We start from the raw sequence: 11,871 nt of genomic DNA, 5'->3' as shown, positions 1-11,871 counted from the left end.
GATGCAGGACGGCATGGCCATAATCCCAATCGAATCCAGTCCCGACTTCATGGACGGGATGAAACGAGTTGGGGCCGCCTTGGTTGATACGGTGCGGAAAGTTCAACGAACCGAAGCTGATGACGCATCCAGTGCATCCGCCGCGGACGATGATCGTCTGCTGGCGGATGTTGCCGGGGGCAGCAATACGGCCTTTGCGCGTTTGATGGAACGGCATCTGGGGCGAGTCTTCTCTCTGGCGTTGCGGGTCACCGGTTCGCGCGCGGATGCCGAGGATGCCGCTCAGGAAGCCTTTGCCCGTGCCTGGCGCAAAGCGCCGGACTGGCGGGCAGGGGAGGCGCGGTTCTCGACCTGGCTCTACCGCGTCACGATGAATTTGTGCATTGACGCAAAGCGCCGGCCGCGCGCGGAGCAGTTGGACCCGGATCTTCCCCTGTTGGATCCGACCGAGAATGTGGTCGATCTGATGATCGAGCGGGAACGGGAACAGCAGGTGCTCGCAGCCATGGCGGCTCTGCCAGAGCGGCAACGCCACGCCATGGCACTTTGCTACACGCTGGGTCTCAGCAACGCAGCCGCGGCCGAGGCGATGGAAATATCCGTAAAGGCCTATGAAGCATTGCTGGTGCGAGCGAAGCGCGATATCCGCGCCAAGTTGGAAGGAGTCGAGCCATGAGCCGACAGATGCGGGATGACGAATTCGAATCTATCTTGGGCCATGCCTTGCGAGCGCATGCGGCGCCGGCGGGATTGCGGGAACGAATCTTGAATTCCGCGCCACCGCGGCAGGCGCATTGGTTTGCCGTGATGTTCTCGCCGGTACGGATCGCTGCCTGTGCGGGCATCCTGTCGCTCTCGCTGGGATTTGCCCTCGGCGTCGGCAATGCAGCTGTCGCCGGTGATACCAATACGGAAATGGCGGTGGCGCTCTATGCCGCCAATGACATCGGGGATCTTTGATCATGCTTGCCGCGACCAAGACAAAATGGCTGCTGGGTGGAATCATCGTGTCGCTTTGCCTGAACCTGTTCCTGCTGGGCGGCATGTTCGGCGGTCATTTTCCGGCACCCTGGGGCAAGCCCGGGAAGATGCCCGGCGTCATCATGGCGACCGTCCCGCCTGAATTGAAATCGGTCATCCGCGAGAAATTCAAAAATAGCGGCCCGGAATCAAAATCGGAACGCGAAGCCCTGAAGCAGGAGATGGATAGCAAGCGCATGCGCGTTGCAGATGCCCTGGCTGCTGAGCCCTTCGATCCGGCACGCCTCGAGGTCGAACTTATGGAACTGGAACAGACGGCGAGCAACATGCTGAGCCGTGCACATCGCAAGATCGCGGAGATCGCCTCCGAATTGACACCCGAACAGCGCCGTCAATGGGCGGAAGGCTGGCGCGAAATGGGGCCGCCGAAGCACTAAAGCTTGACGGGCGCCTATTCGGCCGCCCTGTGACGTGCTGGAGAGGTCGTGCTCGAGTCCGGCGTGGCGCGGAACTTCGCCAGCAAAGCAGAGCGTGCCGTCGCGGCTTTTGCCATGGCCGCCTCCTTCACATGACCGAAACCACGAATCTGTTCCGGTAACGAGGCAAGTGCTACGGCGCTGCGATGATTGTCGGCACTGAGGTCGCGGATGATCTCGGCCATCATCTCTTCATATTCGGCGATCAGCCGCCGCTCCGCCTGACGTTCGGCGCTGCGCCCGAAGATATCCAACGCAGATCCCCGCAGGCCCTTGAGGTGGGCAAGCAGGCGAAACGCCCACATGGTTCCCGGTCCAAATTCCTGTTTTTTGAGATGACCCGTAGCAGTGTCCTGCCGGGCGATCAACGGCGGGGCGAGATGGTAATGGATCTTGAAATCGCCCTCGAACCGATCCCGGATCGCTTGTTCAAAGCTGCCATCGGTGTAAAGCCGGGCTACTTCATACTCGTCTTTATAGGCAAGGAGCTTGGCGTAACAGGTCGCGACGGCCCGGACGAGCGCGTTTTGCGACGGGACAGCCGCCTTCTCCGCCGCCGCTACCTCTTCGACGAGGCGGCGATAGCGCTGAGCGAGGCCGGTATTCTGGTAAACAGTGAGATGCGCCATGCGGTGTGAGACGATTTCATCCAGCGTCTCGGGCATAGGCGCCGCTGGATGGGCCGGAAGCGCGGCTTCGGTTACCGACGCCAGGTCGACCGCCGCGCGGCGGCCCCAGGCAAAGGCCTGGCGGTTGCTCTCCACGGATACGGCGTTGAGATCGATCGCGCGGTTGATTGCCTCGGCACCCACCGGGATAAGGCCGCGCTGATAGGCATAGCCCAGCATGAATAGGTTGGTGGCAATGGAATCGCCCATCAGGGCGGTGGCGAGCCCGGTGGCGTCGAGCAAGTCGATCGCCTGCGTGCCAATCGCCTTGATGAGATTCTGTTGCAGCGCCTCTGCCGGAAACAGCCAGTCTGGATCACGGGTAAAATCGCCGGTGGCGATCTCGTGGGTATTGACGACGGCACGGCTGCGGCCGGCCTGCAGCGTGGCCATGGCATCGGTTGATCCCGAGACAACGATGTCACAGCCGAGCAGAAGATCGGCGGTGCCGGCGGCGAGGCGGGTTGCATAAATCTGTTCCGGGGCGATGGCGATGCGGACATGGCTGAAAACAGCGCCGCCCTTTTGTGCCAGGCCAGCCATGTCCATGACCGAGCAGCCCTTGCCCTCAAGATGCGCCGCCATGCCCAGAAGCGCGCCAATCGTGACGATGCCCGTGCCGCCGACGCCGGTCACCAGAATGTTGTAAGGGCGATCCAGCCCCGGCATCTGCGGATCGGGCAAATCCGCAGCTGCGAACGGTTTGGGATGTGGCTGCCGCAGCCGGCCGCCATGGATCGTGACGAAACTGGGGCAAAAGCCGTCAACGCAGGAAAAATCCTTGTTGCAGCTCGATTGATCAATCCGACGCTTGCGGCCGAAGGCGGTTTCAAGCGGTGCCACACTGACGCAGTTCGAGGTCCGACTGCAATCGCCGCAGCCTTCGCAGACACGTTCGTTGATGAAAGCGCGCTTGGGCGGGTCGACCATGATCCCGCGCTTGCGCCGGCGGCGCTTTTCGGCAGCGCAAGTCTGGTCGTAGATGATCGCGGTAACGCCGGGGATGTCGCGGAGATCCCGCTGTACTGTGTCGAGTTGATCGCGATGATGAACGGTCGTGCCGCCGGGGAACGCAGAATCACCGCCGTATTTCCCAGGCTCGTCGCTGACGACGACAATGCGGCCTACCCCCTCGGCGGCCAATTGCTGGGCCATCATGGAAACGCTGAGTGGGCCGTCCATCGGCTGGCCGCCCGTCAGGGCGACGGCGTCGTTGAACAAAAGCTTGAAAGTAATGGTGGTCTTTGCGGCCACGGCGGCGCGGATCGCCAGCAGGCCGGAATGATAATAGGTGCCGTCCCCCATATTCTGGAAGACATGCCCCGTCTTTGAGAACGGGGCGGCGCCGATCCAGGTGGCACCTTCACCGCCCATTTGCGTATAGGTGGTGGTGTTGCGGTCCATCCACTGCGCCATGAAATGGCAGCCGATACCCGCCAGCGCGCGGCTGCCTTCCGGCACCTTGGTCGACGTGTTGTGGGGGCAGCCGGAGCAGAAATAGGCGATCCGCTTGGTGGGTGCCGTCAGGCGGGCATTGGCGGCATCAATCGCATCGAGACGGGCGAGGGCGGACTCCAGTCGCGTATCGGTCCCGAAGCGCCTAAGGCGCCGCGCGATGATGCGCGCGATATGACCTGGCGAGAGGTCGCCGGCCGAAGGAAGGATCCATTCTCCGGCTTCATCGTATTTGCCGATCACGGTTGGATGCCGTGGCAGATTGTAGAGTTGCTCCTTGATCTGGGTCTCGATCAAGGAGCGCTTTTCCTCGATCACCAGAATTTCCTCGAGACCCTCCGCGAAGTTTCGGAGGCCCTGCGGTTCCAGCGGCCAGGTAAGACCCACCTTGTAGAGCGTAAGGCCGATCTCGGCGGCGCGAGCCTCGGTAATGCCGAGATCGTCCAGCGCCTGTCGGACATCGAGATAGGATTTGCCGCAGGTGACGATGCCAAGCCGTCGTCTCGCTCCATCCAGCACGATGCGGTCGACTTTATTGGCGCGGGCAAACGCCGTGACGGCGGCAAGCTTGTATTTATGGAGCCGCATCTCTTGCTCGAGCGCCTGGGTGGACGCCATGGGCGAACTCGGCAATTGGATGTTGAGGCCATTGCGCGGCATGTCGAAATCGACGGGAACCTGGAAACGCAGACGATCTGGATCTATATCGATCGAAGCCGAGCTTTCGATCGTCTCAGAGACCAGCTTCATCGCGACCCAGCAGCCAGAATAGCGCGACATCGCCCAGCCCAGCAGGCCGAAATCGCAAATTTCCTGCACGCCGGAGGGATTGAGCACCGGAATGCCGGCATCCATGAAGGCGAATTCGCTCTGATGTGCCGTGGTCGAGGATTTGCAGGTGTGATCGTCGCCCGCCAGCAGCAACACGCCGCCATGCCTGGCCGAGCCGGCGAGATTGCCGTGACGGAGCGCATCGCCGCTGCGGTCGACGCCGGGACCCTTGGCATACCACATGGCAAAGACGCCGTCGTATTTGCCATCGCTGAAGAGATCGGTCTGCTGGCTGCCCCAGATGGCGGTCGCAGCGAGGTCCTCGTTGACGCCGGGCTGAAACCGGATGTGCTGGCGTTCGATGAAGTTACTTGCCTGGGTGAGGGCGAGATCGATGCCGCCCAAAGGCGAGCCGCGATAGCCGGTGATGTAGCCCGCGGTGTCGAGCCCGGCGCGGGTATCGCGCTGGCGCTGCATCAGCGGCAGACGCACCAAGGCCTGCGTACCGCTTAAGTAAACCCGGTGTGCATCAAGGTCGTATTTGTCGTCCAGGGAAACGGCGGCAAGTTTCGTCAAGGATGCAGCCTCCAACGGCAAAAGAGGGAGCTTCGCATGGCCTGTTTCGAACGACGATCTTCCGATTCAGTGTGCTTGTCCAGGGGCTTGCCTGGGTGACGATCAACTAGTTCGATTTGGTCACGCGGCGAGCCGCGTGATAGCTTGAAATTGCGTGGCGGGCGCTCAAACGGAACAAGTATTGTTGCTGCAGCGCAGTGAGCAGAGGTGAGGTGAATCGGTATGGCGACGGATCGATCCAGTAAAGACGCCGGACGTTACGCGCTGCTTGGTCCCCATTTTGCGGGGCGGCAACGGCTCCTGGTTGGTGCCGCCGCGGCATGTCTCGCCTATGCCGTGCTGTGGGGTATGGGCCTTACCGGGCCGTTGCGGGTGGCCCTCTCCTGGGATTTCGGCGTCGGCGTCTTTTTGCTGGTGGCGGCTGTGATGATGCTGCGTTCGACCAGGGAACATATAGAGCGCCGCGCCCGCCAGATCGACATCAGTCTCACGGAGATCGCGGGGTTGACCGGCCTTGCCGCGGCTTTCAGCCTCTACGCCGCGGCCGGCGTGCTGGGAGCGGCAGAATCCCAACCCGACATGATCAAGCCGCTCTATATCGGTGTCGGCGGGGGAACCATTATCCTGTCCTGGTTCTTCGTACACACGCTTTTCGCAATTCACTACGCGCACGAGTTCCATGACGAGGATCGGACGCAGCACGGCAAGCCACAAGGCGGCCTCAATTTTCCCGGCGACAAGTCGCCCGATTATTGGGATTTTGTCTATTTCGCGGCGGTCATTGCCATGACCTGTCAGGTGTCGGATATCAGTATCGACAGCCGCGCCATGCGCCATCTGGTGACAGCCCATGGCATTATCAGCTTTTTCCTCAACACAGTCATCGTGGCGCTGACCGTCAGCATCGCCGCCGGCCTGATCTGAAAAGAGTACGACAGAATGGATGCCCGCAATCACTTCCTGGAAACCTCGCTCGATGATTTGCTGCATCCTGGCGAAACCGGCGATGGATTTGCGCAGTTGGAAGCCTTGCTGGAGCGCGTGGCGCGCGATGTTCCGGCCTATCGGCAGATATTGAAGGAAAAGGCCATCGATCCGGCCACCATCCGCAATCCCGCCGATTTTGCGCGTCTGCCTCTGCTCGACAAGGCGAATTACATCCGCCGTTTCGGCCAGGACGAGTTGGTACCCGGTGGCGACCGTGGCCGCTGCGATTTCTACGCCGTTTCCTCCGGGTCGACCGGTGAGCCGACCTTCTGGCCACGCGCTGCCGCCGACGAATACCCGATAGCGACGCGTTTTGAACAAGTGTTCCGCGATGCCTTCGCGGCACATGAAAAACGAACCCTGGCGGTTGTGTGCTTTGCCTTGGGCACCTGGGTAGGCGGCATGTTCACAACCTTCTGTCTGCGCGCCCTGGCCGAGAAGGGTTACCGGATCATGATCGCGACGCCCGGCAACAAACCGGAAGAAATATTGCGAACTGTCGAGAGATTGGCGCCGCAATTCGACCAGACCGTGCTGCTGGGTTATCCGCCGTTTCTGAAAGAGGTGATCGACGCCGGCATCGGGCAGGAATTGGATTGGGGACGCTGCAATATTCGACTTGTCTTGGCGGGCGAAGTGTTCAGCGAAACTTGGCGCGATCTCGTGGCCGAACGGGCTGGCACGAAAGACATTTTGACCTTCGCCGCCTCGCTTTACGGTACCGCGGATGCCGGCGTCCTGGCACAAGAGACGCCTCTCTCCGTGGCGATCCGCCGTTTCCTCAGCGGTCGTCCGGACATCGCGATGGGAATCTTCGGCGAGGCACGTTTGCCCACCCTTTGCCAATACGATCCAGCCAGCCGGTACTTTGAAGTTGTCGATGGTACCTTGGCCTTCAGCGGCGACAATGGCGTGCCCTTGATCCGTTACCACATCGCGGATCGAGGCGGGATCATGGCCCATGAAAAGATGCTGCGGCGCCTCGGTGATGCCGGTTTCTCACCCCAGGCAGCCGGTGTGGAGACATTCCGAAGGCAGCCCTTCGTCTGGGTTTTCGGTCGCGCCAATTTCACCATCTCCTATTTCGGTGCCAATATTTTTCCGGAGACGGTCAGCCTTGGCCTCGAACAGAAGGATGTGCACGGTTTCGTGACGGGGAAATTCGTCATGCAGGTGAAGGAGGGGATCGAAGGGAAACCGGCTTTCACCCTCGCGGTGGAAATGGCCCACAATATGGCGATGGAATCTGCCATCGCCGAACGTGTCGCGGACGAGGTCCTGGCCGCCTTGCGCCGGCTCAACAGCGAATTTGCCAATTATGTCCCGGTGGAATTGCAGCGACCCATCGTGACCCTATTCCCGCAAGGGCATCCGGAGTACTTCCCGGTGGGCGTCAAGCATCGCTATAGTCGCTGACAAGGGTTCACCCTCGGTCGTAAAGCCGGCCGATGACATGACCCCAGCGTTCGCGGATCTTGTGCCGGCGGATCTTCATGCTGGGGGTCAGCATGCCGTTATCGATCGTGAAGGCTTCCGGCAGCAGGGCGAAGCGGCGGATCTTCTCGATCGGCGAGAGCGTGCCATTTACGCGGTCGATGACACCGGCCATGGTTTTCTGGAAATGGGCGTTCTCGACCAGCGACGGCAGATCCTCAGGCGCGCCGTTGGCCTGGCCCCAATCACGGGCAAAATCGGCATCCGGCACGATGAGGGCCACAAGGTGCGGATGCTTGTCGCCATGGGCCATGGCCTGGGCGATCTCGGGCTGCAGCGCGAGAAAACCTTCCACCCGGGCCGGTGATACATTATCGCCGCCAGAGAGAACGATGATGTCCTTCTTGCGATCGGTGATCTTGAGATAGCCGTCGCTATCGAACTCGCCGACGTCGCCTGTATGGAGCCAGCCGTCGATGACGACCTTGGCGGTCGATTCCGAATCGCGCCAGTAACCGTTCATGACAGCCTCGCCGCGAATCAATATCTCACCGTCTTCGGCGATGCGCGCCTCAAGGCCGTCGAAGATCGGTCCCACGGTATCGATCTTGATCTTCTTCGGCATGTTGGCGCTGATAACGGGCGAAGCTTCAGTCTGGCCATAGCCCTGAAGCAACCGCACACCGAGGGCCAGGAAGAAAACCCCGATCTCGTAATTGAGCGCGGCGCCGCCCGAGACGAAGGCCTTCAAATGGCCGCCGAAGCGCTTGCGCACTTTCTTGCGCACGAGAACGTCACATAGCAGGTTCAGGAATTTCTCGCCAAGCGACAGCGATCCGGGCTTCTCGTAGTTCTTGCGGCCAAGGCGATAGGCCAGCCAGAACAAGCGCTGCCGGGCCTTCGGCGCCTTCTCGAGGCCGCGCAGGATCTTGGCATGCATCGCCTCGTAAAGGCGCGGCACCGCCGTCATGATCGTTGGACGTGCCTCGGCCATGTTGTCGACCAGGCGCTCGACACTCTCGGCATACCAGATTTCGGCACCGATCGAGATCGGCAGGAACTGGCCGGCCGTATGCTCGTAAGAATGTGAGAGCGGCAGGAAGGAAAGGAAGCGTTCATTGCCAAGCCTGATTTCCAACAACAGCTTATAAGCACCCTTAATGTTGGCCAGGATCGAGCCGTGGCTCAGCATGACGCCCTTCGGCACGCCGCCGGTACCGGAGGTGTAGATGATGCAGCAGGTTTCGCGGCGGTTCAGGGAAGCGAGGCGGCGGTCGATCTCCGCATCGTCCTTTGACAGTTCCAGCGCCTCCGCCCAATCGAGTTGGCGGAAGGGCATCTGCGCGGCCTTGTCCTGGGCATCCAGCGCAATGTGAAACTTGACATCCGGGGCTTGCAGGGCGGCGGGCAACAGGCGTTTGGCGATGGTATCGCCGGCGGCGATGATACCCTTAGCCCCGCTATGCGTAAGGATATGGCGGTGATCCTCGGTGGTATTGGTGGCGAACGCGGGAACCGTGATTCCGCCGGCACTCATGATGGCGAGGTCTGCGATCAGCCATTCCGGACGATTTTCGGCAATCAAGGCGACCCGGTCGCCGGGCTGGATTCCAAGGGCTACCAAGCCGCGGGCCAATGCCCTGATTTGTTCCGCGATCGCGCGCCAGCTGGCCGACTGCCACCGATTATCGCGGCGCTGGTAGGTACAGGGACGCTCCCCCAGAGCCTCGGCCTGGTCGAAAAACAGCCGCGGCAGGCTTGGAACCTGATCGTAATTCATGGAATCCGCCTCCCCAAACGCCCGTTCCGGGCCTCGTCGCGCGACTCTTGGCGCGCCCCCATAAATCCCCATATAAGGGCATCTGGAAGCAATCAAGCTTGGGAAAGTGAAAAAGCATGACGGCCGCACCTGCGAAATCCGACCCGAAGAATGATCTTGGAGCCCTGCCGAACTGGAATCTGGCGGATCTCTATGCGCGCCCGGATGCACCGGAAATCGAGCGCGATTTGAAGTCTTTGGCGACCTTGGCCGGGGAGTTCAAGCGTGGTTATGAAGGGAAACTGGCTGGTCTTTCCGGCGCGGATCTTCTCAAAGCATTGCTGGCCTATGAGCGCATGCAGGATCTGGCCGGGCGCATCGGTTCCTATGCCCAACTGGCCTATGCCGGCAACATGACCGATCCGGTCTTGGCGCGATTCCAGCAGAATATTTCCGAACGGCTCAACGAAATCTCGGTCGAGACCCTGTTCTTCACCCTCGAGCTCAATCGCATCGAGGATAAGGCGCTGGCGAAGCAGCTTGAGCACGTACCGTTGCGGCGTTATGCGCCCTGGCTCGATGCCGTGCGCGCGTTCCGGCCACATCAGCTTTCCGACGAGGCCGAGCGCCTGCTGCACGAAAAGGCGATCTCGGGCCGTCAGGCCTGGAACCGGATGTTCGACGAAACCATGGCCGAACTTCGTTTCGAGGTGGAAGGAGAGAGCGAAAAGCTCAGCAGCAATGAAGTCCTCAATCTCCTCACCGACCGCGACGGCAAGAAGCGCAAGGCGGCGGCCATGGGCCTAGCCAAGGGCCTCAAGGAGAATCAGCGCATCTTCTCGCTGGTCACCAATACTCTTGCCAAGGACAAGGAAGTCGAGGACAAGTGGCGCAAATTTGCGCGTCCCGTCTCGTCCCGCAATCTTGCCAATCAGGTGGAAGACGAGGTGGTCGATGCGCTCGTCACCGCTGTGAAGGCCAGTTATCCCAAGCTCAGCCACCGCTATTACAAACTGAAAGCGAAATGGATGGGCGTCGACGCTCTCGACTTCTGGGATCGCAACGCGCCCTTGCCGCGCGACGACGATCGCCTCATCCCCTGGGACGAGGCGCAGAAAACCGTGCTCGATGCCTATCATGCCTTCTCGCCGGCCCTGGCGGATGTCGGCAAGCAGTTCTTTGAGAAGAACTGGATCGATGCGCCGTCACGGCCAGGCAAGGATCCTGGCGCTTTCGCGCATCCGACCGTGCCGTCGTCTCATCCCTATCTGCTGTTGAACTATCACGGCCGCACGCGCGACGTGATGACATTGGCCCACGAACTGGGCCATGGCGTGCATCAAGTGCTTGCCGGACCGCAAGGAGCGCTTCTCGCAGATACGCCGCTGACGCTGGCGGAAACCGCGTCGGTGTTCGGCGAGATGCTGACCTTCCAGTCGCTGCTCAGCCGCGAAACTGATCCGGCAAAGCGCCGCATTCTGCTGGCCGGCAAGGTCGAGGACATGCTGAACACGGTGGTGCGCCAGATCGCCATGCATAATTTCGAGACCGTTTTGCATGACGAGCGCCGTTCCGGTGAACTCATGCCGGAGCGCATCGCCGAAATCTGGCTGGAGACGCAGCGCGCGGCTTTGGGCGACGGTGTCAAGCTGCCGAAGGACAGCGAATACGGAGTCTACTGGTCTTATATTCCGCATTTCATCCATGTGCCGTTCTATGTCTATGCCTATGCCTTCGGCGATTGCTTGGTGAATTCTCTCTATGCGGTCTATCGCAATGCCAGTGCCGGCTTTGCCGAGAAGTATCTCGACATGCTGCGTGCGGGTGGAAGCAAGCGGCACCGGGAATTGCTCGCCCCGTTCGGTCTCAACGCCGCCGATCCGGCTTTCTGGTCGAAGGGCCTTGGTGTCGTTTCCGGCTTCATCGACGAGTTGGAGGCGATGTGACGGCGAAAGCTGTCGCGCCACGCGAGTTCGAGGATCTGCTGACACCCGTCGGCCGCCGCATCCTGAGCGGCACGGCGGATGTCTGCGGGGCTTTGGTCGATCCGCGGCGGCGCTTTCTGGCGCTCGAAGGAATCATCACCAAGGGCAAGGCGGAAGCTTTGCGCCGGGCGCTGGAGGCGCGGCTTCTGCCGCTGCTGACGCCGATGGCCATGCCCATACCCCCGGAGACGATCTGGGAAATGGAGCAGGATTACGAGGAATGGCTGCCCAAGACGGCCCGCGTGCGCACCGCCTATCTCGAAAGGAAGCGCAGCGCAGCTTATCAAGAGGCGCAGGCGATGGGCCTCATTGATCTGCTACGCTCGGAAAGCCTCGCGGTGTTTGCCGAAAAAATCTCCGGGCGAAAGCTCGACCGCCGAAACGGCCAGCAGGCGCTCTGCTACAGCCCGGGCGATTATGCGGGCCCGCATAATGACCATCATCCCGAGAACAAGCGCGCGGCCAGTGGCTATCTCGATGTGCATCTGTCGTTAAGTGCATCCTCGGTGGCCCATCAATATCTGGTCTATGCCAAAGGCGGGCATTTTACCGAGATGCTGCCGGTCCATGGCCTGGGGACGCTCACCATTTACCGTCTGCCGTTCTGGCACTATACGACGCCGCTTCAGGCAAAATCCGGGCAGGAAGATCGCGCCCGGCGCTGGGTATTGCTGGCGACCTATCTGTTCGCGGCAGAAAAGAAATCGACAGGTAAATCGGCGTAGCTGTCGCCCTGCCTCTGCGCTAGCATCCCGCGCGATTGAACAGGCGTTGAGGGA

General features: G+C 61.0%; 9 protein-coding genes. 7 read left to right on the top strand and 2 right to left on the bottom strand.

The window, feature by feature from the left end; translation table 11 throughout:
• The first annotated feature begins 1 nt into the window (after position 1).
• From ACE3PR_RS12300 to ACE3PR_RS12290, 3 genes are read left to right on the top strand one after another with little or no spacing between them, the layout of a single operon-like run.
• Positions 2 to 676 carry a sigma-70 family RNA polymerase sigma factor gene (locus ACE3PR_RS12300; protein WP_374372243.1) on the top strand — a complete coding sequence of 225 codons (675 nt, stop codon included), beginning with the start codon at positions 2 to 4 and terminating at the stop codon, positions 674 to 676.
• Complete coding sequence (locus ACE3PR_RS12295) at positions 673 to 960, top strand: hypothetical protein (RefSeq protein WP_374372241.1); 288 nt, start codon at positions 673 to 675, stop codon at positions 958 to 960. Before ACE3PR_RS12300 ends, ACE3PR_RS12295 begins: the two co-directional genes overlap by 4 nt.
• A 2-nt stretch (positions 961 to 962) precedes the next feature.
• Positions 963 to 1,418 carry a periplasmic heavy metal sensor gene (locus ACE3PR_RS12290; protein ID WP_374372238.1) on the top strand — a complete coding sequence of 152 codons (456 nt, stop codon included), beginning with the start codon at positions 963 to 965 and terminating at the stop codon, positions 1,416 to 1,418.
• A 14-nt stretch (positions 1,419 to 1,432) separates the two neighbouring features.
• Here the strand turns inward: ACE3PR_RS12290 and ACE3PR_RS12285 are convergent, their stop codons facing one another.
• Entirely contained in the window at positions 1,433 to 4,948 is a 3,516-nt protein-coding gene (locus ACE3PR_RS12285) for an indolepyruvate ferredoxin oxidoreductase family protein (RefSeq protein WP_374372235.1), read from the bottom strand.
• Positions 4,949 to 5,149: 201 nt separating this feature from the next.
• On the opposite strand from ACE3PR_RS12285, the gene ACE3PR_RS12280 reads away from it, so the two are divergent.
• Both ACE3PR_RS12280 and ACE3PR_RS12275 read left to right on the top strand, forming a co-directional pair.
• Complete coding sequence (locus ACE3PR_RS12280) at positions 5,150 to 5,851, top strand: DUF1345 domain-containing protein (protein WP_374372232.1); 702 nt, start codon at positions 5,150 to 5,152, stop codon at positions 5,849 to 5,851.
• 15 nt (positions 5,852 to 5,866) lie between these two features.
• Positions 5,867 to 7,330 (top strand): phenylacetate--CoA ligase family protein, encoded by a 1,464-nt coding sequence (locus tag ACE3PR_RS12275; RefSeq protein ID WP_374372229.1) that lies wholly within the window; start codon positions 5,867 to 5,869, stop codon positions 7,328 to 7,330.
• Between the two features lie 7 nt (positions 7,331 to 7,337).
• On the opposite strand, the gene ACE3PR_RS12270 is transcribed toward ACE3PR_RS12275, so the two are convergent.
• On the bottom strand, positions 7,338 to 9,128 hold the full coding sequence (locus ACE3PR_RS12270) for a long-chain fatty acid--CoA ligase (RefSeq protein ID WP_374372226.1): 1,791 nt from the start codon (positions 9,126 to 9,128) through the stop codon (positions 7,338 to 7,340).
• A 116-nt stretch (positions 9,129 to 9,244) separates the two neighbouring features.
• On the opposite strand from ACE3PR_RS12270, the gene ACE3PR_RS12265 reads away from it, so the two are divergent.
• Positions 9,245 to 11,053 carry a M3 family oligoendopeptidase gene (locus ACE3PR_RS12265; RefSeq protein WP_374372223.1) on the top strand — a complete coding sequence of 603 codons (1,809 nt, stop codon included), beginning with the start codon at positions 9,245 to 9,247 and terminating at the stop codon, positions 11,051 to 11,053.
• Entirely contained in the window at positions 11,050 to 11,817 is a 768-nt protein-coding gene (locus ACE3PR_RS12260) for a hypothetical protein (protein ID WP_374372220.1), read from the top strand. The genes ACE3PR_RS12265 and ACE3PR_RS12260 overlap by 4 nt, the downstream gene beginning before the upstream one ends.
• The last annotated feature ends 54 nt before the right edge of the window (positions 11,818 to 11,871 follow it).

The sequence above is a fragment of the Dongia sp. genome (genome assembly GCF_041909655.1).
In the GTDB taxonomy this organism is placed as follows: Bacteria; Pseudomonadota; Alphaproteobacteria; order Dongiales; family Dongiaceae; genus Dongia.
This window is presented reverse-complemented; position numbering and strand designations above follow the sequence as displayed.

Coding starts and splice junctions, on each gene's coding strand:
- ACE3PR_RS12300 (WP_374372243.1), top strand. CDS start 2: ATGCAGGACGGCATGGCCATAATCCCAATCGAATCCAGTCCCGACTTC.
- ACE3PR_RS12295 (WP_374372241.1), top strand. CDS start 673: ATGAGCCGACAGATGCGGGATGACGAATTCGAATCTATCTTGGGCCAT.
- ACE3PR_RS12290 (WP_374372238.1), top strand. CDS start 963: ATGCTTGCCGCGACCAAGACAAAATGGCTGCTGGGTGGAATCATCGTG.
- ACE3PR_RS12280 (WP_374372232.1), top strand. CDS start 5,150: ATGGCGACGGATCGATCCAGTAAAGACGCCGGACGTTACGCGCTGCTT.
- ACE3PR_RS12275 (WP_374372229.1), top strand. CDS start 5,867: ATGGATGCCCGCAATCACTTCCTGGAAACCTCGCTCGATGATTTGCTG.
- ACE3PR_RS12270 (WP_374372226.1), bottom strand. CDS start 9,128: ATGAATTACGATCAGGTTCCAAGCCTGCCGCGGCTGTTTTTCGACCAG.
- ACE3PR_RS12265 (WP_374372223.1), top strand. CDS start 9,245: ATGACGGCCGCACCTGCGAAATCCGACCCGAAGAATGATCTTGGAGCC.